At 65.1% G+C, this 21,900-nt stretch carries 22 protein-coding genes and 1 tRNA gene; 11 read left to right on the top strand and 12 right to left on the bottom strand.

Annotated elements, in window-relative coordinates; translation table 11 throughout:
- Positions 1–8: 8 nt before the first annotated feature.
- Complete coding sequence (locus CXY78_RS20340) at positions 9–548, bottom strand: MarR family winged helix-turn-helix transcriptional regulator (protein WP_104090967.1); 540 nt, start codon at positions 546–548, stop codon at positions 9–11.
- 200 nt (positions 549–748) lie between these two features.
- Between CXY78_RS20340 and CXY78_RS20335 the strand changes: the two genes are divergently transcribed.
- From CXY78_RS20335 to CXY78_RS20310, 6 genes are read left to right on the top strand one after another with little or no spacing between them, the layout of a single operon-like run.
- Complete coding sequence (locus CXY78_RS20335; RefSeq protein WP_104090965.1) at positions 749–1,888, top strand: acyl-CoA dehydrogenase family protein; 1,140 nt, start codon at positions 749–751, stop codon at positions 1,886–1,888.
- 60 nt (positions 1,889–1,948) lie between these two features.
- Positions 1,949–2,860 (top strand): 3-hydroxyisobutyrate dehydrogenase, encoded by a 912-nt coding sequence (mmsB, locus tag CXY78_RS20330; protein WP_104090964.1) that lies wholly within the window; start codon positions 1,949–1,951, stop codon positions 2,858–2,860.
- A gap of 9 nt (positions 2,861–2,869) precedes the next feature.
- Positions 2,870–3,757 carry a 1,4-dihydroxy-2-naphthoyl-CoA synthase gene (locus CXY78_RS20325; RefSeq protein WP_092339566.1) on the top strand — a complete coding sequence of 296 codons (888 nt, stop codon included), beginning with the start codon at positions 2,870–2,872 and terminating at the stop codon, positions 3,755–3,757.
- Positions 3,758–3,800: 43 nt separating this feature from the next.
- On the top strand, positions 3,801–4,571 hold the full coding sequence (locus CXY78_RS20320) for an electron transfer flavoprotein subunit beta/FixA family protein (protein ID WP_092339565.1): 771 nt from the start codon (positions 3,801–3,803) through the stop codon (positions 4,569–4,571).
- Positions 4,572–4,582: 11 nt separating this feature from the next.
- Positions 4,583–5,560: an electron transfer flavoprotein subunit alpha/FixB family protein gene (locus CXY78_RS20315; protein WP_104090962.1), complete on the top strand. Its 978-nt coding sequence runs from the start codon at positions 4,583–4,585 to the stop codon at positions 5,558–5,560.
- Positions 5,557–6,486, top strand: coding sequence for a cytochrome b/b6 domain-containing protein (locus CXY78_RS20310; RefSeq protein WP_104090960.1), 930 nt, complete (start codon positions 5,557–5,559; stop codon positions 6,484–6,486). The genes CXY78_RS20315 and CXY78_RS20310 overlap by 4 nt, the downstream gene beginning before the upstream one ends.
- A gap of 33 nt (positions 6,487–6,519) precedes the next feature.
- Here the strand turns inward: CXY78_RS20310 and CXY78_RS20305 are convergent, their stop codons facing one another.
- Positions 6,520–6,708 carry a hypothetical protein gene (locus tag CXY78_RS20305; protein ID WP_199182654.1) on the bottom strand — a complete coding sequence of 63 codons (189 nt, stop codon included), beginning with the start codon at positions 6,706–6,708 and terminating at the stop codon, positions 6,520–6,522.
- Between the two features lie 138 nt (positions 6,709–6,846).
- Here CXY78_RS20305 and CXY78_RS20300 point away from each other — a divergent pair, with 138 nt between their 5' ends.
- Positions 6,847–8,733 carry an FAD-binding monooxygenase gene (locus CXY78_RS20300; protein WP_104090959.1) on the top strand — a complete coding sequence of 629 codons (1,887 nt, stop codon included), beginning with the start codon at positions 6,847–6,849 and terminating at the stop codon, positions 8,731–8,733.
- Positions 8,734–8,764: 31 nt separating this feature from the next.
- Here CXY78_RS20300 and arfB read toward each other — a convergent pair whose 3' ends face one another.
- From arfB to CXY78_RS20265, 7 genes are all read right to left on the bottom strand, one after another.
- On the bottom strand, positions 8,765–9,187 hold the full coding sequence (gene arfB / locus CXY78_RS20295) for an alternative ribosome rescue aminoacyl-tRNA hydrolase ArfB (protein ID WP_104090957.1): 423 nt from the start codon (positions 9,185–9,187) through the stop codon (positions 8,765–8,767).
- 163 nt (positions 9,188–9,350) lie between these two features.
- Positions 9,351–9,734: a D-ribose pyranase gene (gene rbsD / locus CXY78_RS20290; protein WP_104090956.1), complete on the bottom strand. Its 384-nt coding sequence runs from the start codon at positions 9,732–9,734 to the stop codon at positions 9,351–9,353.
- Positions 9,731–10,675, bottom strand: a complete 945-nt coding sequence (locus CXY78_RS20285) for a ribokinase (protein ID WP_104090954.1) — start codon at positions 10,673–10,675, stop codon at positions 9,731–9,733. Before CXY78_RS20285 ends, rbsD begins: the two co-directional genes overlap by 4 nt.
- The gene (locus CXY78_RS20280; RefSeq protein WP_104090953.1) at positions 10,672–11,616 is read right to left on the bottom strand and encodes a substrate-binding domain-containing protein; all 945 of its coding nucleotides are present in this window, start codon (positions 11,614–11,616) and stop codon (positions 10,672–10,674) included. The genes CXY78_RS20285 and CXY78_RS20280 overlap by 4 nt, the downstream gene beginning before the upstream one ends.
- A gap of 55 nt (positions 11,617–11,671) precedes the next feature.
- The gene (locus CXY78_RS20275; protein ID WP_104090951.1) at positions 11,672–12,643 is read right to left on the bottom strand and encodes an ABC transporter permease; all 972 of its coding nucleotides are present in this window, start codon (positions 12,641–12,643) and stop codon (positions 11,672–11,674) included.
- A gap of 10 nt (positions 12,644–12,653) precedes the next feature.
- Entirely contained in the window at positions 12,654–14,168 is a 1,515-nt protein-coding gene (locus CXY78_RS20270; protein ID WP_104090949.1) for a sugar ABC transporter ATP-binding protein, read from the bottom strand.
- 1 nt (position 14,169) lies between these two features.
- Positions 14,170–15,198, bottom strand: a complete 1,029-nt coding sequence (locus tag CXY78_RS20265; protein WP_092339845.1) for a LacI family DNA-binding transcriptional regulator — start codon at positions 15,196–15,198, stop codon at positions 14,170–14,172.
- Between the two features lie 312 nt (positions 15,199–15,510).
- Between CXY78_RS20265 and CXY78_RS20260 the strand changes: the two genes are divergently transcribed.
- On the top strand, positions 15,511–16,578 hold the full coding sequence (locus CXY78_RS20260; RefSeq protein ID WP_104090948.1) for an NAD(P)-dependent alcohol dehydrogenase: 1,068 nt from the start codon (positions 15,511–15,513) through the stop codon (positions 16,576–16,578).
- A gap of 252 nt (positions 16,579–16,830) precedes the next feature.
- Here CXY78_RS20260 and CXY78_RS20255 read toward each other — a convergent pair whose 3' ends face one another.
- Together CXY78_RS20255 and CXY78_RS20250 are read right to left on the bottom strand one after the other, a co-directional pair.
- A complete protein-coding gene (locus tag CXY78_RS20255; protein WP_104090946.1) occupies positions 16,831–17,709 on the bottom strand; it encodes a helix-turn-helix transcriptional regulator in 879 nt (292 codons plus the stop codon).
- Positions 17,710–17,799: 90 nt separating this feature from the next.
- The gene (locus CXY78_RS20250) at positions 17,800–18,498 is read right to left on the bottom strand and encodes a bifunctional 2-polyprenyl-6-hydroxyphenol methylase/3-demethylubiquinol 3-O-methyltransferase UbiG (protein WP_104090945.1); all 699 of its coding nucleotides are present in this window, start codon (positions 18,496–18,498) and stop codon (positions 17,800–17,802) included.
- A gap of 189 nt (positions 18,499–18,687) precedes the next feature.
- On the opposite strand from CXY78_RS20250, the gene CXY78_RS20245 reads away from it, so the two are divergent.
- Positions 18,688–19,674, top strand: coding sequence for an NYN domain-containing protein (locus tag CXY78_RS20245; protein ID WP_104090943.1), 987 nt, complete (start codon positions 18,688–18,690; stop codon positions 19,672–19,674).
- A 42-nt stretch (positions 19,675–19,716) separates the two neighbouring features.
- Here the strand turns inward: CXY78_RS20245 and CXY78_RS20240 are convergent, their stop codons facing one another.
- On the bottom strand, positions 19,717–20,469 hold the full coding sequence (locus tag CXY78_RS20240) for an MOSC domain-containing protein (protein WP_104090942.1): 753 nt from the start codon (positions 20,467–20,469) through the stop codon (positions 19,717–19,719).
- 180 nt (positions 20,470–20,649) lie between these two features.
- On the opposite strand from CXY78_RS20240, the gene CXY78_RS20235 reads away from it, so the two are divergent.
- Both CXY78_RS20235 and CXY78_RS20230 read left to right on the top strand, forming a co-directional pair.
- Positions 20,650–20,723, top strand: a tRNA-Pro gene (locus CXY78_RS20235).
- Between the two features lie 138 nt (positions 20,724–20,861).
- Positions 20,862–21,494: an HIRAN domain-containing protein gene (locus tag CXY78_RS20230; protein ID WP_104090940.1), complete on the top strand. Its 633-nt coding sequence runs from the start codon at positions 20,862–20,864 to the stop codon at positions 21,492–21,494.
- Positions 21,495–21,900 lie beyond the last annotated feature (406 nt).

The following is a 21,900-nucleotide window of genomic DNA, read 5'->3' as shown; positions in this document are numbered from 1 at the left end:
TGACAAGTTCAGTCGCGCAGGTGACCATCCACGTCGGAGTCCACGAAATCGCCGGCGTCACGGCGAAAACCGGTCAGCACGCTGATCAGGTTCTGAACCTCACCGGCACCCAGGCCCGGCTGCGTGAACACTCGAGCGTTGAGCTCGTCGGTGGCGGCGAGCACGCTGGTCTGGCCCAGTGGCGTGAGCTCGATCAGCGTGGCTCGCCCATCGGTCGGGTGCGCCACCCGGCGCACGAGTCCGGCCGTTTCAAGCCGGTCGACCGTGTTGGTCACGCTGGTGGGGTGCACTTGCAGTCTCGCGCTGGCCTTGGCCATCGGCAGCGCCTTGCTGCGGGTGAAACTCAGCAACGCGAGCAATTCATAGCGGGCAAAAGTGAGGCTGAGCGGCTTGAGAACCGTATCGATGCGGGCGAGCATGATCTGCTGGGCGCGCATGATCGAGGTGACCGCGGCCATCCCGTCGGCTGCGTCTTCCCAGCCGTGCTCGACCCAGTGGCGGCGCGCCTCGATGATGGGATCGGTCTGCAACGGGGGTATTGACGACATCGGTCCTCCTGACTGGCGAGCGGATGCCCACGGCTATGTTCTCACGCGCCAGCGCGGCGCCGAAATGGCCCACAACAAAAAATACTAGGAAGCCCTAGCAATTACTAGGGCTTCCTAGTATCTTGGCCGGAGACGACCACAGCGTCGATCAACTACCGCGTCGCGCACAGAGAGCGTCGCAAGGGAAGCAGGTTCAGAGCATGTTCCAGCTGAGTGATGACCAACGCGACCTGGTGGCGATGGTGCGCGATTTCGCGACCTCCGCGCTCGCCCCGCACGCCGTGGAGTGGGACCAGACCAAACATTTTCCGATCGACGTGCTCGAGGAGGCCGGCAGCCTGGGCATGGGCGGCATCTACGTGAAAGAAGATGTGGGCGGCTCTGGCCTCACCCGCAGCGATGCCGCGCACATCTTCGAGGAACTCGCCAAGGGCGACCCCACCATCGCCGCTTACATCTCCATTCACAACATGGTCGCCTGGATGATCGACAGTTTCGGCAACACTGACCAGCGCAAAAAATGGGTTCCCAGCCTGGCCGCCATGACGTCGCTCGGCAGTTATTGCCTCACCGAACCGGATGCCGGCTCCGACGCGGGTGCGCTCCGCACCAAGGCCGTGCGCGACGGCGATGACTACGTGCTCAACGGCGTGAAACAGTTCATCTCCGGAGCCGGATCCTCGAGCGTCTATGTCGTCATGGCGCGAACGAGCGACACCGGCAACCAGGGCATCTCCGCGATCGTGGTACCGGCCGAAACACCCGGGCTCTCCTTCGGCCCGAACGAGAAGAAGATGGGCTGGAACGCCATGCCCACCGCCCAGGTGATCTTCGACAACGTGCGCGTGCCGGTGGGCAACCTGCTCGGCGCCGAGGGCGACGGCTTCGGCATCGCCATGAAGGGACTCAACGGGGGCCGTATCAACATGGGCGCCTGCTCCCTCGGCGGCGCCCAGTGGGCGCTCGACCAGACCGTGGCCTACCTCAAAGAACGCAAAGCCTTCGGCAAACCGCTGATCGACCAGCAAGCCCTCTTGTTCGAACTCGCCGACATGGACACCGAGCTCGAAACGGCGCGCACCATGATCTGGCGGGCAGCGGATGCCCTGGACCGCGGCGCCCCCGACCGCGTGAAACTCTGCGCGATGGCCAAACGCGTCGCCACCGACGCCGGATTCTCGGTGGCGAACCGCGCCATCCAGCTGCACGGCGGCTACGGCTACCTCAGCGAATACGGCGTCGAAAAGGTCGTGCGCGACCTGCGCGTGCACCAGATCCTCGAGGGCAGCAACGAGATCATGCGCCTCATCATCGGGCGTACCCTGGCGGATGCCCACTGACCTGCCCGACGCACCGTTTGACGATGGTCCTGACCACCACACACTGAAGAAGGAAAACAGATGAGCAACCGAATCGCCTTCATCGGCCTGGGCCACATGGGCGGCCCGATGGCCGCCAACTTGGTCGCGGCCGGTCACACCGTCATCGGCTACGACCTGGTGCCCGCCGCTCTTCTGGAGGCGACCGCGAACGGGGTCACCGTCGCTGAGTCGGCGGCGGCCGCGGTGGCCGACGCCGAGATTGTGATCACCATGCTCCCCAGCGGCCGGCACGTGCTCGGCGCCTACCAGGGCGACGGGTCTGCTGCCGGACTCATCGCATCCGCTGGGCCAAACACGCTCTTTCTCGAATGCTCCACGATCGACGTGAGCGATGCCCGCGCGGCGCGCGACCTCCTCGTGGCGGCCGGGCACCGCGGCCTGGACGCCCCGGTCTCCGGCGGAGTGGGCGGCGCCACGGCCGGCACGCTCACCTTCATGGTCGGGGCCGACGCCGCGGACTTCGAGTCGGCACTGCCGGTGCTGCAGGTTATGGGCGGCAAGATCGTGCACTGCGGCGAGTCCGGTGCCGGGCAGGCGGCCAAGGTCTGCAACAACATGATCCTCGGAATCTCCATGATCGCCGTGAGCGAGGCATTCGTGCTCGGTGAGAAGCTCGGCCTCAGCCACCAGGCTCTGTTCGACGTGGCCTCCGCAGCCTCCGGCCAGTGCTGGGCCCTCACCACCAACTGCCCGGTGCCCGGACCGGTTCCGACCAGCCCGGCCAACCGGGACTACCAGCCGGGCTTTGCCGGAGCGCTCATGGCGAAAGACCTCGGCCTGGCCGTGAACGCCCTCGAAGCCACCGGCGTCGCGGCCGAACTCGCCCCGCTCGCCGCCCAGATCTACCGCCGCTTCGCCGACGCGGATGGCGGTGGCCGGGATTTCTCCGGCATCATCACCGAGATCCGTGCCAACTCCGAGCACACCTAAGCTGAAACCATGACTCAGGTTTCCGAAATTTTCGATCCGTCCCTGTGGAAGCCGGTCGACGGCTTCTCCGCGCTGGCCGACATCACGTACCACCATGACAACGCCGGCCGGGTCGCCCGCGTCGCCTTCAACCGGCCGGAGGTGCGCAACGCCTTCCGCCCGCAGTCGGTCGATGAGCTCTACCGGGTGCTCGACGACGCCATGCAGAACACCAAAATCGGCGTCGTGCTCCTCACCGGCAACGGACCAAGCCCCAAAGACGGCGGCTGGGCATTCTGCTCCGGTGGCGACCAGAGAATCCGCGGCCGCGACGGCTACCAGTACCGCGACGGAACCGTGAGCACCGGCCGGTTGCATATTCTCGAGGTGCAGCGACTCATCCGCTTCATGCCGAAGGTCGTCATAGCCGTCATTCCCGGCTGGGCGGCCGGCGGCGGCCACTCCCTGCACTCGGTCTGCGACCTGTCGATCGCCAGCAAGGAACACGGCATGTTCAAACAAACGGATGCCGACGTCGGGTCGTTCGACGGCGGCTACGGCAGCGCCTACTTTGCCCAGCACGTTGGGCAGAAGTTCGCCAGGGAAGTGTTCTTTCTCGCGCGCCCGTACGACGCGCAGCGCGCCTACGAAATGGGCGCCGTCAACGCGGTGGTGCCGCACGCGGAACTGGAGACGACCGCGCTGGACTGGGCCAACACCATCCTCACGAAGTCGCCAACCGCGATCCGCATGCTCAAGTACTCCTTCAACGCCATCGATGACGGATTGGTCGGCCAGCAGCTCTTCGCCGGTGAAGCCACCCGCCTCGCCTACGGCACCGACGAAGCCGTCGAAGGCAAAGAAGCGTTCCTCGAACACCGCGAACCCGACTGGTCTCCGTTTCCCTGGCAGTTCTAGCCGGCACAACAGGCGAGACCAACAGGCTCGCAGGAAGTAGATCATGAAAATCATTGTTCTGGTCAAGCAGGTACCCGACACCTGGGGCGACCGCACCCTCGACCTCAGGACGGGGTGGCTCGATCGAGTCTCGAGCGACTGCGTCATTGACGAGATCAATGAGCGTGCCCTCGAGGTGGCGCTGAGCTATCAGGACAGCAATGACGCTGAGGTCGTCGCGCTCACCATGGGGCCCGACTCGGCCAAAGACATGCTGCGCAAGGCACTAGCGATGGGAGCCGACTCAGCCATCCACCTGCTCGACGGCGGCCTGGCCGGAGCCGACCTGCTGCGCACCTCCGAGGTCATTGCCGCCGCAGCCACCAAGGCCGGGTTCGATCTGATCATCGCCGGCAACGAATCCACCGACGGCCGCGGCGGCACGCTCCCCTCGCTCATCGCCGGTCGGCTGGGCGTGGCGCAGGCCACCTACCTCGACTCCGTCGTCATCACAACGGATGCCGTCAGCGGCCACCGCGCCACCGAAAACGGGTCGATGACCGTGCACGCCCAGCTTCCCGCCGTCGTATCGGTGACCGAGCAGTCCGCCGAACCCCGGTTCCCCAACTTCAAGGGCATCATGCGCGCCAAGAAAAAGCCCGTCACGGTCTGGTCCCTGGCCGACCTCGGGCTGGAAGCGACCTCGGCATCCGCTCATTCCGTGATAACCCAGACCAGCCCCCGTCCGGCCCGCGTGGCCGGCACCAAGATCGTCGACCACGGCAACGCGGGCGTTGAACTCGCGGAGTTTCTCGCCGCCGGCCGTCTGATCTAGGAAGGCACACAATGTCGAATATTCTCACCCTCATTGAAGTCTCGCCCGACGGCGCCATCGCCAACACCGCAGCGATGCTGCTCGCCGCCGCAGCTCGTCTGGGTACACCGGTCGCCGTCGTCGCCGCGGCGCCCGGCATCTCGGCCCTCCTCGCCGAACAGCTCGGTGCTCTCGGAGCCGAACAGGTCTACGTCGGCGAAACCGACCAGACCACGGCCGTGCTGCTCACCCCGCAGGTTGAAGCCCTCGTCGCCGCCTTCACCGCGCTCGAACCGGCCGCCGTTCTCGTGGCTCACTCCATCGATGGCCGCGAGATTGCCGCCCATGTCGCGCTCCGCACCCAGGGTGCCCTGCTGACGGATGCCGTGGACCTGCACCGGGACGGCGACGCGATCGTCGCCTCGCACTCCGTCTTCGGCGGCGCGTACACCGTCGATTCGACGGTGCAGGGTGGCCCCGCCGTCATCACTGTGCGGCAGGGCGCAATCGACGATCGTGCCGAGGCGAAAACGGCGACCGTCACGCGCGTCACGCTCGACCTCGACACCTCCCGATCGACCCTGATCGACAGCGCCGAGGCCACCCCGGTGGCCGCGGACCGGCCCGACCTGCGCGGCGCCAAAACCGTGGTGTCTGGCGGTCGCGGTTTGCAGTCGCAGGAGAAATTCGTGCTGGTGGAGCAGCTCGCGGATGCCCTCGGCGCCGCGGTCGGCGCCTCCCGCGCGGCCGTCGATGCCGGGTTCGTAGCTCAGACCTCGCAGGTCGGCCAGACCGGTGTGACCGTCTCCCCGCAGCTCTACATCGCGCTGGGAATCTCCGGCGCCATCCAGCACCGGGCCGGCATGCAGACCGCCAAGACCATCGTCGCGATCAACACCGACGCTGACGCCCCCATCTTCGACATTGCCGACTTCGGAATCGTCGGCGACGTCTTCACCGTCGTTCCCCAGCTCATCGACGCGATCGGCAAACGAAGCAGCGCGCAGTGACCTCCTCGGGCAGCCGCCTCGCCACCCTCGCCGAAAACCGGTGGTTCAAGCTGGTCTGGATCATTCCGGCGGGCATCGTGGTGCTGGCCGTGATCGTACTCGCAGCCAGGGGCATCCGTTCGCTGCCCGACGTGCAGTCCTTCCTCACCGAGTATCCAGGAACGACGACCCTGCCCGACTCCGCCCCGATGGGGATTCCGGCCTGGCTCGCCTGGCAACACGGTCTGAATGCCTTCTTCATTCTGTTCATCATCCGCTCGGGCTGGCAGATCCGCACTACCAAGCGTCCCACCATGTTCTGGAAACGTAACAACACCGGGCTCATCCGCACCAAGACCCCGCCGATCAAGATCAGCCTGAATCTCTGGCTGCACATCACCTTTGACACCCTGTGGGTCGTGAACGGGGTTCTGTTCTACGTTCTGCTCGTTGCGACCGGGCAGTGGCTTCGGCTGATCCCGGTGACCTGGGAAATCTTTCCGAACGCCCTCTCCGCAGGCCTTCAATACGCGTCGCTGAATTGGCCGGTCGAAGACGGCTGGGTCAACTACAACGCCCTGCAAACCATCAGCTATTTTCTCGTCGTATTCGTCGCGGCACCCCTGGCCCTGGCCACCGGGCTGCGCATGTCGCCCTCGTGGACCTCGAAGCGACTGAGCAAGCTCTACCCCATTGCAGTGGCCCGTGCAGTGCACTTTCCGGTGATGATCTTCTTCGCGGCCTTCATCGCGGTGCACGTGATTCTCGTGTTCGCAACCGGTGCGCTGCGCAACCTGAACCACATGTATGCCGCGCAAAACGCTGACGGATGGCTCGGGTTCTGGATTTTCGCCGGCGCCCTCGCCCTGATGATCGCGGCCTGGTTCGCCGCCCAGCCGTTCGTGTTGCGAGCGATCGCCTCACTCACCGGCACCGTGTCGCGCTGAGCCGGCCATAATCTGACGCTTCGCGCCGCCCGCCTACTGGCTATCGACGTCGTGCAGCGCCAGCAGTCGCGCCCCGCATCCCTCCGTGTTCACCCGTGCCCTGGTGGCCTGCCAGACTTCGGGCGGTGCACCGACGAGGTGCCGATCAAACCGCCAGCGCAGGGCCGGGTCGGAGTCAAGCATCCACTCGAGAAGTTTCGGGTCGGTCGTCATTGTCAGCACGTTACCCTCATTTTCGCATTGCGCAGCCGCCTAGAACGTATATGATTTGAGAAACAATAATAGAACACCGCGTTCTATTATCGAACAGGGTCGTAAGTGGCCACACTCGTTTTAACCACACAGAGAAGTGAGGAAGCCGTGCAGTTTCACCACCACGGATACGTGTCCACCGATCCGCGCACCCAGGATGCGGCCGGAGTCGGCGTCGATCGCCCCGACGAACTCCCCGACACCGTCGACGTTCTCATTGTGGGAACGGGCCCGGCCGGCATGATCACCGCCGCCCAGCTCTCCCAATTTCCCGGTATCACCACCCGCATCGTGGAGCGCCGCGGTGAGCGTCTCGCGATCGGGCAGGCCGACGGTATCCAGGCCCGCAGCGTCGAGACTTTTCAGGCGTTCGGCTTTGCCGAGTGCATCATCGCCGAGGCGTACCGCATCACCGAGATGGCGTTCTGGAAGCCAGACGCCACCAACCCGGCCAACATCATTCGCACCGCCCGCGCCATCGATGATCCCACCGGCATCAGCGAGTTTCCGCACCTCATTGTCAACCAGGCGCGCGTGCTCGACTACTTCGCCGAGGTCATGGCGAATTCGCCTACCCGCATGGTGCCGGACTTCGGCTACGAGTTTGTCAGCCTGACCAACACCACGCGTGAAACCAACAGCGTGGGCGACTACCCCGTCGCGGTGACGCTCGTACACACCACCGGCCCCAAGAAGGGCCAGGAGCGCATCGTTCACGCCAAGTACGTGGTCGGCGCCGACGGTGCCCGCAGCGGCGTGCGCGATTCGATCGGCTGCACCCTCGCTGGCGACCAGGCCTTCCATGCCTGGGGAGTCATGGATGTGCTGGCCGTCACCGACTTTCCCGACATTCGCACCAAGTGCGCCATCCAGGGGGCTAACGGAAGCATCCTGCACATTCCGCGCGAGGGCGGCTATCTGTTCCGCATGTACGTCGACCTCGGCGAAGTCGCCCCCGATGACAACGGCGCCGTGCGCACGACGACGATCGACGAGATCATCCTGAAGGCGAACGAGATTCTGCACCCGTACACACTCGACGTGAAAAACGTGGCCTGGCACAGCGTCTACGAGGTCGCCCACCGCCTCACCGACCGCTTCGACGACGTACTGCCCGAGGAGATCGGCATCCGCTCGCCGCGCGTCTTCATCATGGGTGACGCCTGCCACACGCACAGCGCCAAGGCGGGCCAAGGCATGAACGTCTCCATGCAGGACGGTTTCAACCTCGGTTGGAAGCTCGGCTACGTGCTCGACGGTCGCAGCCCCGAGACACTTCTCAGCACGTATTCCGCGGAGCGCCAGGTCATCGCCAAGAACCTGATCGACTTCGACAAGGAGTGGTCTTCACTGATGGCCGCCAAGCCCGAAGACCTCAAGGTGCCGCTCGAGGACTTCTACACCCAGACGGCGGAATTTCCGGCCGGGTTCATGACCCAATACCCGCCGTCGATGCTGATTGGTGAAGCAACCCATCAGGCGCTCGCCACCGGTTTTCCCATCGGAAAGCGTTTCAAGTCAGCTCCGGTGGTGCGCGTCGCCGACGCCAACCCGGTCGAGCTCGGCCACCACCACCGCGCCGACGGCCGCTGGCGCCTCTACGCGTTCGCTGACGCCGCCAACAGCTCCGCGCTCACCGCCTGGGCCGAGTGGATGCGCACCGCTGACGATTCCCCCCTGCTCGCCCACACTCCAGCCGGCACCGACATTGACAGCGTCTTCGACGTGAAGGTGATCTACCAGGAGGCGCACACCGAGGTGAACCTCGGCCAGGTCGACCCGGCGTTCCTGCCGAAAACCGGCCCGTTCGGGTTGATCGACTACGAGAAGGTCTACGCCGCCGACCCGACGCACGACATCTTCGAGCAGCGCGGCATCAACAGGAGCGGCGCCGTCGTGATCGTGCGCCCCGACCAGTACGTCGCGCACGTGCTGCCGCTGACCGCTACCGCTGACCTGGCCGCATACTTTCGGCAGATGCTGCTGGTTCGGTAGGTCTCACCGAGAAGGGATACTGCGCCCGTCCCTAGTCGGCCGCGGGCCGCTGCCGGTTGCGTTTCGTCGCTGAGCGCTGCTGCTTGACTGCAAGGTGCCGCCGGGCCGAACCCCGCGTGGGTTTGGTCGCGCGGCGCTCGGCCGGTTCCGCGGCCAGCCCGGCGGTCACCAGGTCGGCCAGCTTGCGCAGGGCGATCTCGCGATTGCGCAGCTGGGAGCGCTGCTCGCTGGCTGCGATGGTGACCACGCCGGAAACGAGACGGTGCCCGAGCCGGGTGAGCAGCAGCATCCGCTCGTCGTCGGAGAGCACGCTTGACTCGGCAATATTCCAGGACAGCTCGACGCGGCTGTCAGAGGTATTCACGTGCTGGCCGCCCGGGCCCGACGACCGGGAGAACCGCCAGCCGAGTTCGCGCTCTGGAATCGTCAGCGTCGGCGACACCTCAAGATCCATGCCCCTAGCGTTACACACCCGAAGATCCCCCGCGCACGAAAAGTATCACAGACCTTTCCCTGCGGCTCTCAGAACAGGGCGATCTCAGAACAGCGGCCAGACGATCACCTGCAATAGCCCGAGAATGTGCCATTCGAATCCGGGACGAAGGAGATGGCCGCTCTCAGAACGACACTCCGCAGACGAGCGCCGCATTGGCGAACGGTGTGGCCTCCCCGGTGCGAATGAACAGCTTCGCGGTAGCGGAGAACGCCTTCAAATCCGCGTGGCTGATGTACTCGATTTCGTTGAATCGTTCGGCCAGCCAGGCTCCAGCGGGGGCGGTTTTGGCTTCCTCCGCCGCGACGCACCCCTGGAACACCATCTCATCGAGCAGGGCGTCGAGAACCTGTTCGAACCGCGGAATACCGTGCACCAGAGCCAGGTCGACCACGGCAACTCCGCGCGGGATCGGCAGGCCACAATCCGCAAGCAGAACGACATCCGTATGGCCGAGCCGGGCCAGGGCCCCCGACAGCTCGGCATTCAGAATGCCCCGCTTCTTCATGCGTTCACCGTCGGCAGCACGTTCGCCACTGTCGGATACGAGGTTTGCGTTCCGCGGCTCTGCACCGCGAACGCCCCGACCCGCACAGCCAGGCGAACGGCCTGAAGAAGGCTCACGCCCGCGGCCAACTGCGCGCTCAGCGCTCCCACGAATGCATCGCCCGCCCCCGCGCTGTCCACCGCGACGACCGTCGGCGAGGCCACGCTGTTGGTGCCGTCCCGGTCGGCGCAGATAGCACCCTTGGCGCCGCGCGTCAGAACAACGGATGCGACGCCCACCTCCAGCAGCCGGCTCACCAACTCGGCATCCTCGGTGGGGACACCGCGGTGGGGTGCCAGTTGTGCGAGCACGAGGGCAGCCTCGTGCTCGTTGACGACCAGCGGGTCGGCCCGCCGAATCGTGTCAGCATCCAGTTCGATCACCGGAGCCAGATTCAGTACCACCCGTCCCGTGGCCCGCCGCGCCGCCTCGGCGATTCCGTCGGCCGGAATCTCACCCTGCAAAACCACTACAGCAGCGGCGGCGATGATGCCCGCGCTGGCCTGAACGGCCTCGGCGCCCATGAGTGCATTGGCACCGGGGATGACCACGATCGTGTTCTCACCGTGATCATCCACGCTGACCAGAGCCAACCCAGTGGGTTCGTCGACCGTTCGCACAGCCGACTGGTCGACACCGGCGCTGGTCAGGATCGCACTGGCGACGGTGGCCTGCGAATCCCGACCGACCGCACCGACCAGGCGCACGCTGGCACCGAGCTGGGCCGCCGCCACGGCCTGGTTGGCCCCCTTGCCGCCGGGCAAGAACTCCATCGATGTTCCGATGAGGGTCTCGCCCGGCTTCGGGTGGCGTTGCACGCGGATCAGCTGATCGACGTTGATGGATCCCACGACAACGACCGAACCGGGCGTGGTGAGGGCCGTATTGACGAGGTGACTCACTTGGCGAAGTCGCCGACATTCGTCTTGGTGACGGAGACGACCTCGACCGGAACGGTCTTCGCGATCGTCTCGCCCTTGATGGCCTTGATGGCGAATTCGACGGCAAGCTTGCCGAGTTCGGCCGGCTGCTGCGCGATGGTCGCGACCATGGTGCCCGCCTTGATGGCGTCGAGTCCGTCGGTCGTGCCGTCGAAGCCGACAACGAAGACCTCGGAGCCGGCCTTGTCGCCCAGCGCCTGGATGGCGCCGAGGGCCATTTCATCGTTTTCAGCGAAGAGACCAGTGACGCCCGGGTTGGCCTGCAGCAGGTTGGTCGTGACATCCAGCGCGGCGGCGCGGTCGAAGTTGGCCGTCTGCGTGGCGACAACGGTGATGTCGGGGTAGGCCTTCAGGCCCTCATCGAAGCCGGCGCCGCGCTCCCGGCTGGCTGACGTTCCCGCTACGCCTTGCAAGTGGATGACGGTGCCCGTTTCGCCCATGGACTTGGCCAGTTCGTCGGCTGCCTGACGACCGCCGGCGACGTTGTCGCTCGCGACGAGCGACGCGAGGTCAACGTCGGTGACGGTGCGGTCGACTCCGATGACCGGAATTCCGGCGGTGATCAAGGCATCCACTGCCGAGGCGGCGGCATCCGAGTCCACCGGATTCACGATGACGGCCTTGGCACCGCTCGAGGCAGCAGTGGCGAGCTGGTTGGCCTGCGTAGCCGAGTCGTTCTGGGCATCAACGATGCTCAGCTGCACTCCGGCCTCCTTGGCTGCAGCCTCCGCGCCGTCGCGCAGTTCCACGAAGAACGGGTTGTTCAGGGTGGAAATGGCCATGACGATTTTGTCGCCGGAGGCCTCAGCGCCGCCGCCGCGGCCACAGGCCGTGGTTCCCACCAGAATTAGGGCTGCTGTTGCGGTCACTGCCGCGATTTTGAGGAACGAGGATGACTTCATTGGTTTTCCTTTGGATGAGGCGGTTGGAGGGGAAAGTTTGCTGAAAGCTGGTGGGTCAGCTGTTGCGGGACTTGCGGCGCAGCACGTCGATGCCAACGGCCAGGGCGATCACGAGGCCGATCACGACCTGCTGCCAGAACGAGGTGACGTTGAGCAGGTTCAGGCCGTTGCGAATGACGACCAAAACCAGGGCTCCCACGAGGGTGCCCGAGATTCTGCCGAGGCCACCAGAGAGCGAGGCGCCGCCGATCACCACGGCCGCAATGGCGTCGAGTTCGTAGCCGGCCGCGGCCTGGGGCTGCGCTGAATCGAGACGCCCGGCGAGCAGCAGCCCGGCGAGGGCGGCGAACAGGCCGGCCAGGGCGAAGACGGTGACGAGGATGCGCTTGACCGGCAGACCCGAGAGCCGGGCGGCTTCTGCGTTGCCGCCGACGGCATACATCGAACGGCCAATCACGGTGCGGTTGAGCAGGAACGAGGCGGCCAGGGCGGCGATCACGAGAATGACGATCGGCATCGGCACCGGTCCGAGGCTGCCGCCGAGAAAGGAGACCTCGGGTGCGGTCTTGATCGGCCGGCCGTCGGAGATCACCAGGGTCAGTCCGCGGGCCACGCTGAGCATGGCGAGGGTGGCGATGAAGGACGGCAGCTTTCCGTAGGCATTCGCCAAACCGTTGATAACTCCGGCGAGCGCTCCGACTACCAGACCGCCCACGAGGGCGAGCCAGCCGGGGAGGCCAGCACTGGCGAACATCCAGCCGGAGGACATGGCCGACAGTGCCGCCACGCTGCCCACCGACAGGTCGATGCCGCCGGCCACGATGACGAAGGTCATCCCGAAGGCCAGCACGGCCACGGTGGATACCTGGATACCGATGTTGAGCAGGTTCGGCCCGGTCAGAAAGTCCGGGGTTGCGATGAAGAGGGCGAGGCAGAGAACGACGAGACCGACCAGGGCGCCGTTGTTGGCGAGAAACTTCTTGTAGTCGATACCGCGGCGCGGCGTCGGCAGGGTGGTGGTGGACATGATGGTTTCCCTATCTCTGTTCGTGCGTCTCGTCGACATCGCGGGCAGCGAGTGTCATGACTGCGTCTTGGGTTGCCTCGGCGGCGCTGAGCTCGCCGGCGATGCGGCCGTCGCGCATCACCAGGATGCGGTCGCTCATGCCGAGGATCTCGGGCAGCTCACTGGACACCATGAGAATCGCTCCCCCGGCCGCCGTGATCGTGTTCATCAGTTCGTAGATCTCGACTTTGGCACCCACGTCCACACCGCGCGTTGGCTCGTCGAGCAGCAAGATCGTCGAGGCGGCGATGATCCAGCGGCCGAAGACCGCCTTCTGCTGGTTGCCGCCGGAGAGTGCGCCGATCGGCTGGTCGATGGTGTGCATGCGGATGCGCAGTCTCTTCGCGACCGCGGTTGCCCGGCTGCGCTGGCCGGCAAAGTCGACCAGTCCCAGCTTCGCGGTGGACGCAAGGGTGGCGTAGCCGAGATTGTTATTGACGGATGCGTCGAGCACCAGCCCCTGTCCCTTGCGGTCCTCCGGCACGTGCCCGATACCCGCTGCGATCGCGGCCTTGATGCTGCCCTTCGGCAGATGCTGGCCGCGCACGGCGACCGTGCCGGAGGCGTATCCGTCGGCGCCAGCGATGGCCCGGATGAGTTCTGTGCGCCCCGCGCCAACCAGGCCCGCGATGCCGAGCACTTCGCCCGCCTTGACGGTGAAGCTGATGTCACTGAACAGCCCGGTCGACGTGAGATTCTCCACGATGAGCACCTCCGCGGCCTGACTCAGGTTTTCAGGCACCCGCGGAAACTGGTCCTCAATGCCGCGGCCGACCATCAGCTTCACGAGTTCGTCTTCGGAGGTGGAGGCCGGAACCTCCGCGATGAATTCGCCGTCGCGCAGCACGGTGACGGTGTCTCCGACCTCGGCGATCTCGTCGAGGTGGTGGCTGATGAAGAGCATGCCGACGCCCCGCTGGCGCAGGTCGGCCATGACCGCGAACAGGTTTTCGGTTTCGTGGCGGGTCAGTGCAGCGGTGGGCTCGTCGAGGATGAGAATGCGGGCGTTGATGCTCAGCGCCTTGGCGATCTCGACCAGCTGCTGCCGGGCGATGCCCAGCTCACCCACCAGAATGTCGACGTCGATATCCAGGCCGATCAAGGCCAGCGCGGCTCGGGCCTGCTGGCGCAGGGCGCGACGGTCTACGAGACCGTGCCTGGTCGGCATCCGCCCGAGCATGACGTTCTCGGCAATGCTCATGGTGGCCACCAGGTTCAGTTCCTGGTGGATCGTGGCGATACCCAGCGCCTCAGCCGCGCGGGTGTTTGGCAGGGTGACCGTTCTGCCATCAACGACGATGTGACCCGAGTCCGGCTGGTAGACACCCGCCATCATCTTGATCAGCGTGGACTTTCCGGCACCGTTCTCCCCGAGCAATACCTGAACCTGGCCGGGGTAGACACTGACCGTGACGTCGTGGATGACCGTGACCGGTCCAAAGACCTTGCCCACATTTTGCAGGGTCAGCAGTGGTTGTTGAGTCATGTCAGTTCTTCCTTCGGCTGGATGCGGGCAGGATGGGCAACGACGACGAGCCACGGATGACGAGTTCGCTGGGCAGCACGACCGATTCCGGGGTGTGCCCGGCGATGACCTCAAGCAGCATTTCGACGGCGATCCGGCCCATGTCCTCAACACTGTGGGAGATGACGCTGAGTGCCGGGTCGAGCAGGGCAAACCATTCGATGTCGTCGAAGGCGACCAGCGCGAGGTCCGTTCCGATGCGCAGACCTAACTTGTGCAGAATGGCAATCGCGCCGACGGCCATCAGGCTGTCCGCGGCGAGCAAGGCTGTCGGCGGGTCGTGCAACTCGAGCAAGGCGTGCAGGCCGGCCGAGCCACTCGCCGCCTGGAAGTCTCCGAAGTACACCAGGTCGGGGTCCTGGCTCAGACCGGCGTCGGCCACGGCCGCCGTGAAGGCTGCAAACCGGTCGCGGCCGGTTGAGGTCGCCTGCGGGCCGGAGATGTAGCCGATCCGGGTGTGACCGAGGGCGGCGAGGTGTTGGACAGTCTGACGGATGCCGACCTCACTATCGGTGGTCACGCTCGGCACGTCGATGCCGTCGATGGTGCGGTCCACGAAGACTGTTGGAATCTCGCGCTCGATCAGGGAACGGATGCTGCCGCCACCGTCGCCAAGTGGCGCCACGATGATGCCGTCTACCCGCCGAGAGATCAGCGTATCCAGGTACCGGTCCTGCTGTTCCTTCTGCTCGTTGGCGTTGCCGAGCAGGGTGACATAGCCCTCGGACAGGGCTGCTTGTTCGACAGTATGGGCGAGATCGGCGAAGAACGGGTTACGTACGTCGGGTACCAGCAGGCCGATGGAATCACTGCGGGTCGAGCGCAGGGCCCTGGCTTGGGCGTTGGGCCGATAGTCAAGCTCGATGACTGCCGCGGCGACCTTGTCCCGCGACTGGGGGGAGGTGGCCGGGTTGCCAGAGAGAACGCGGGAAGCGGTGGCCGCCGAAACGCCAGCCAGTGCGGCTACGTCCTTGATTGTGATGTCCGCCATCTTCTTCACCTCATTGTGGTCATGGAATCGATTCCATGGAATCGATTCCATACTAGGTCGTGAAGTGAACGTGTGTCAATGCGCCCCGGTAACGGGGACTCACGCCTGCACCGGGCTTCGGATCGCACCTGCACCCGCCCGGCTCCTGGCCGCGAGATCAGCGGATGCCGTGGGTAGGTCAGACAGTGCCACGTTCCAGCCTCGACCAGATCGGTGGCACCGCGTAACGTTAGCTGAGCGGATGTCACCGTCGACACGTGCCACGGCACGGGGTTCCCTCGCATTCCACCACCGGCACAGAAAGATTTTTCTATGACGACCACCATTCCTGCCCTCGCCGTCCCCGCGGCCAACCAGCCCCTCGTTCGCACCACAATCGAGTTGCGCACTCCCGGCGCCCACGACGTGGCGATCGACATCAAGTTCGCCGGCATCTGCCACTCCGACATCCACCAGGCTCGCGACGAGTGGGGCGTGGGACTGTTCCCGATGGTTCCCGGCCACGAGATTGCCGGCATCGTCTCCGCCGTCGGCAGCGACGTCACCCGCTACCAGGTGGGCGACCGCGTCGGCGTCGGCTGCTTCGTCGACTCTTGCCGCGAGTGCGCCAACTGCCTCGCCGGCGAAGAGCAGTACTGCCTGAAAGGCGAGGTCGGCACCTACAACGACCGCAACCACGACGGCACCCCCACCAACGGCGGCTACAGCACCGCGATCGTTGTTGACGAGAACTACGTGCTCGACATCCCCGACGGCATCGAGCTCTCCGAGGCTGCTCCCCTGCTCTGCGCCGGCATCACGCTCTACTCCCCTCTCGTGAACTGGGAAGCCGGCCCCGGCAAGAAGGTTGCCATCCTGGGCATGGGCGGCCTCGGACACATGGGTGTGAAGATCGCCCACGCACTCGGCGCCGAAGTAACCGTGCTCAGCCAGACCCTCAGCAAGAAGGAAGACGGGCTGCGTTTCGGCGCAGATCACTACTACGCCACCAGCGACCCGACCACCTTCACCGAGCTCGAGAACCACTTCGACCTCATCGTGAACACCGTGGCCGCAAACCTCGAGCTGGAGGGCTACCTCAAGCTGCTCGCCCTCAACGGCACGCTCGTGCACGTTGGAATCCCCACCGAACCGGACAGCGTGAAGATGGTCTGGCTCGCCGCCCAGCGTCGCGCCATCGCCGCCTCCAAGATCGGTGGCATCCGCCAGACCCAGGAAATGCTCGACTTCTGTGCCGCTCACGGAATCGGCGCCGACATTGAGATCATCTCGATCGATCAGGTGAACGAAGCGTACGAGCGTGTTATCCGCAGCGACGTGCGCTACCGTTTCGTTATCGACGTGGCCACGTTTGCCAACGAGACCCGCGCCGACGCGTAGGCTCCCCGACCGGCGCTATAGACACCGCCCAGGTCGATAATAAACCCAGGCACGAACCGCCCCGGGCCGCAGTTGTCAACGCGGCCCGGGGCATCCGTCGTTAATCGGGCATCGCTTCGACCACTTCATTCCCCTTACAGCGACGCTTGGATTGCGCTGCGTGGTGCGCTCGGGATTGCTCGATCTCGTTCTCAGCGCCGGGAAGCGCGCCCGCCTCGGGGCGCCGTATCTTTACCCGAAGGATTTGTTGCGTCAGAGAGAAGACTCGAGCGCCGCGGCATCCGTCTGATCTGCGCGCCAGGAGGCCAGGATGCGCAGCGCGTCGTTTGAGGCGGACGCCGGCTGGGTGCTGTAGACGAAGAGTTGCTGGTCTGGTTCGCCCGGAACCGGAAAGGTCTCGTAATCCACGTCGACCCGGCCCACGATCGGGTGCATGAAGCGCTTCACGCCGAAGGTGCACTCCCACACCCGGTGCTGACTCCACCACGCACGAAATTCGTCGCTCTTGACGGTCAACTCACCGATCAGTTCGTTGAGAGCCGAGTCGTTGGGGTGGGACCGAGCGTCGTGACGGAGCATAGCCGCCACATCGCACGCCACAATCTCCCAGTCCAAGTAGAGTGTGCGCGCTGACGGGTCGAGGAATGTCCACCGGGCCATGCTGCGCCCGAGTCCCGAGCTCTTCGTGAAGTCTTTCAGCAGCAGCTTGGCGAGGTCGTTCATGGCCAGCACATCCATGCCGACACCGAGCACGAAGGCCGGCTGTGCGGTAAAGGAATCCATTATGGTGCGCACCGAGGGTCGAACCGCGTGTGTGCGCCGCCGCTGCTGGCTGCGGCCGCCGGTCGACGCGGATAACAGTGAGAACAGGTAGCTGCGTTCCGCCTCATTCAGGTGCAACACACCGGCGAGCGCATTGACAACAGCATCGGATGCCTGGGTTACCCGGCCCTGCTCCATGCGCGCGTAGTAATCCACGCTCACGCCGGCCAGCCCGGCTACTTCGTCACGGCGCAGTCCGGGTACCCGCCGTGCGGCCGCGTGGGGGTTCACCGGCAGGCCGACATCAGCCGGCGTCAGTCGTGCCCGGGCTGAGCGCAGAAAATCAGCGAGGGTATCTTTGTCGTCCATGCCTCCAGTATCGCCCGACGAGGCGCCGTCGCAGGTGGGCCGCAACCGACAGCGACATTCAGCGTCACCAACTGAGGCACCGGTCGGGCCTCAGCGCAAGCGTCGCGCCCGCACCACGACGTCGTGGGTGTGGTGCGCCCCGGCGCCGGTCGCCACGTAGCGCGGCCTCGTCTCGTCCACCTCGATCTGCCAGCCGTCGTCCAGCAGGGCAGCGACCCGGGCCGGACTCACGTAGTCGTCGGGATTGAACCCGTGGGACTTGGCCTCATCCGTCGTCGGAGCCGGGTGGTGCACGATCACAAGCACGCCGCCCGGGGCGACCGCTGACAATAGCGCGTGCTCGGCAACATTCTCGGCGGTGCGCAGCAGTGCGGGGTATTGCGCCGAGACGAGATCGAAGGATGCCGCCGGCAGCGCCGCCTCTACCAGGCCGGCATGCAGCCAGTGCACGCTCACTCCGCGAAGCTCAGCCTGTGCGGCAGCTCGATCCAGGGCCACCCGCGACACGTCCAGCGCCGTGACTTCCCACCCGCGTTCCGCCAGCCAGAGGGCATCCGCTCCCTCGCCGCAGCCGACGTCCAGCGCGCGCCCGGCGGGGAGATCCTGCACCTCGGTCACCAGCGTGGCATTGGCCTGCCCGCTCCACAGCTGCGACATGTCGGCGTAGCGGTCGTCCCAGAATTCCTCGACCGCGCCCGGGTTGCGCGGCGCATGTTCAGCGGATGCTGCCTCCCCAGCCCCGTGGGCGGCATCGGAGTGGACGTGTGAGTTCTCGTGCGTGTGCTCCATGGTTCAAGCATCCGACTTTCGCGACTGCACGACAAATGCTGCGGACCCTGATGTGCACCACCCGCAGCCCGAAGGCAGCGCACGACAGCGTGCATAGAGCCGGCTGAGTTGCCTCGGCCGCATCGCACGGCGCAAACTAGACCTACCGGATCGCGACGGAGTCTTCCGCCTGTGGCTAAGGAGCTCACCATGACTGAACCGAACGATGCTCGCGTCGGCCTCTATATCGACTTCGACAACATCGTCATCTCGCGCTACCAGCAGCTGCACGGGCGCAACGCCTTTCAGCGCGACGGCATCCGCGATTTCAATAAAAAGAGCCCGGATGCCGACCCCGAGATCGCCGCAAGGCTCGCCTCCGCGACCGTAGATTTCAATGCCATCATCGACTTTGCCGCGTCCTTTGGCACCCTAGTCGTCAACCGCGCCTACGCCGACTGGTCCGTGCCCGTCAATGCGAGCTACCAGCGCCAGCTCATGTCTCGTGCGGTGGACCTGACCCAGCTGTTCACCACCACCACCCGCGGAACCAAAAATGGCGCGGACATCCGTTTGGCCGTCGACGTGGTCGAAGACCTCTTTCGCCTGCCCGACCTCACCCACGTGATCATCATCGCCGGCGACTCCGACTACATCGCGCTCGCCCAGAAGTCGAAGCGGCTGGGTCGTTTCGTGGTCGGCATCGGGGTCGCGGGCTCGACGAGCACCTCGCTGGCGGCAGCCTGCGACGAGTTCGAGGACTACGACTCGCTGCCCGGAATCGGCAAGGCGGCCGCGATCGCCGTTGTCGAGGCACCGAAGGCGAGCAGGAAGGCGGCCGAACCCGTCGCCGCTGTGCCCGAGGCAGCTCCCAGCCGCGCTCGTCTGCTCACCACGATTCCCATGTTCTCGCACACCGAGGATGCGCAATTCGACGAGCCGGAGGCCGAGGACATCGACCCGCAGACCCTCGCCACGGAGCTGTTGGTTCGGGCGCTGCAGATCGGTCACGCCAAGGGCGATGCCGACGAGTGGCTCAACACCGGCACGATCAAGAACCAGATGCGCCGCATGGACCCCTCGTTCAATGAGAAGCCGCTCGGCTTTCGTTCCTTCACCGATTTTCTCGCGTCGCGCAGCGACCAGGCCGAGCTGAAAGAGGATGGCCCGCAGCGACTCATCCGGCTGCGGCCTTAGTTCCGGCACGAGCCTGCGCTGTAGGACTCGCCCGGTCTTGAGCTAGACCAGCGCGACGTCGTCGCCGACCGACACGAAACCGGGGCTGATGACCTCGGCATAGACGCCGAACATGATGTCGCTGCCGTGCAGCCGATATCCGCCGAGGGTTTTCAGCAAATTCGCTCCACGCTCACCCATGTCGGGGTGGATGTCGATGACCGCACACCGAGGAATGCCGCCCTTCACGAGCAGGCGGACTCCGCCCACTTGAAGCTCGCGGCCGGCCCACTCGTCCTCAAGGTGCGCCGGGGTATCGCCGCTGTCGAGGGTGAAGGTGGAGCGAAAGCGCCGCGTGTCAACCTCGATTCCGCTCTCGCGCGCGAGCCAGTCGAGCGAGCTCGTCGTGACGATTGTCACCGAATCGGCGTAGACCGCTCCCCCGGTGACGAGACTGCGGGCGAGCACAACGCTCCGGCCCAGCAGGCGGGAGAATTCGCTCGCCCAAGGGCCGTCGAGCACCTGCATGGGCGTCTGGCGACCCCAATAGTCGAAGTCGACGGTGCCGCCGCTCGGCACGGGAACCGCCGCGACTCGATGTCCGTCGATCGTCGCCGAGAGCACCCCATCAACCCAGTCGGCCTCGCACGCCACCAGCGCGGGGTTCTCGACCGTTCTCAGGATCTGTCCGTTGTTCAGATCGACGACGGCGAAGTCTCGATCCCCGACCGGTCCGTCTGCGGTGAGACGGATGCCGTCCCGCGGCTGGTGCCGGCAGCTTTTCAGCGTTGACACGCCGATGTCTCGAATATGCATGATGCTGTCTACCCTAGCGAGGAGCCGTGGGCCGCACGGGGCGAGCCGGCCCGGTCATCCGCTGAACCCGGCACGATCTCGAGCCGGTGCCGTTGTGTTCATTCGACCGCTCATAAGGCGGTAAGCTCTTACAGTTGTCTTCCGCAGGTTTTGATCATTGAAATCGCGTTGTGGAAGCGGCGGGCTGTGGCGCAGCTTGGTAGCGCACTTGACTGGGGGTCAAGGGGTCGCAGGTTCGAATCCTGTCAGCCCGACAGATGAAATAGCAGGTCAGAGGCCAGTTCCGCACTTCGTGGGGCTGGCCTTTTCTGCGTCTATCGGGCAGTTACGCCAACGGTTACGCCAATTAGCTTTGGACTCAGACCTCGGCAACCAGCACCTAGACTCCGAGAATGGGGATTGTCGCACGACTATTCGGACGCAGGCCGTCTAAACCTGCAGTTATCACGCCTGCCAAGCCACCTGAAACCGTGCCTGCACGTCCGCCGCGTCGGAGCTATACGGTGAAGCTGCCGGGAGGAGTCGTCGAGACGCGCTATACAGATCGGTGGACCGGGACATTCGACGACTGGGTCGCCGAGATGGAGGCAAAACTCGGGCCGGAGGAACGGATTCCGGCATTGGAGAAGGTCACCGTTGACACCACGGCGCTGAAGGCTCTCGACTTACGAGACCTTCCGTCAACGAGATTTCGCATCGTCGGCTCCTCATACTGCGTGACTGAAGATGAGCGTGCCCTGTACGGCGGGACCGACTACCTACTCAAGCGCGAACCGGACAACGGGAGTGACGCCAACGCCGTTGCAGTCTTCGGCCAAGGTCGGAAGGTTGGGTACCTTTCGGCGGCAAAGGCCGCGTCACTTGCAGAACTCTTGGACGGACTCGACTTCGATGCGTTCCAGGTAGGGGGAACATCCGTTTTGGGTAATTCCATTCGACTCTGGGTTGACGTTCCCAAGGTCGCCGCTCTCAGTCTCTTCGTGGCGGGCTTGGGCGAAAGCGAACCCCAAGGCACAGAAGCGTGACCCCGTTGCGGCCATAGACAGCCTGCCGAACGACAAGTTACGCCCCTCCTCGGGATTCCTGAGGAGTGGCGGTATTGCGCGGTCGCGCAGCCCGCACGATGAACCAGGCCGTCGGCATAGCGCTCCGCGTTGGTCTCGCGCTCTAGATAGAGCGTGACGTGTCAACCGGCATGGTGCGCGGGTCTTCAAACTCGTGAGCGGGATCGGCGCTGCATTGGTACTTCATTGCAGAGGCGGGTGAGACCATGCTCCGATCATTATTCCACGTCAGGGATAGTGTGCCGGGGCAGTTGTCAATCTCGCATATATCGTTCATGTGGGATGTCCTTCTTGTCTGGTGAGTTGCTGACCGCGCCGCTAGATGCGACCCGTACCCCGAGCTTACCATGATTCCCAGCTGACTCTC

It is taken from the genome of Cryobacterium sp. N19 (genome assembly GCF_002929595.1).
Classification (GTDB): Bacteria; Actinomycetota; Actinomycetes; order Actinomycetales; family Microbacteriaceae; genus Cryobacterium; species Cryobacterium flavum.
The sequence above is the reverse complement of the archived record's forward strand: the minus strand, read 5'-3'. Positions and strand labels throughout refer to the sequence as shown.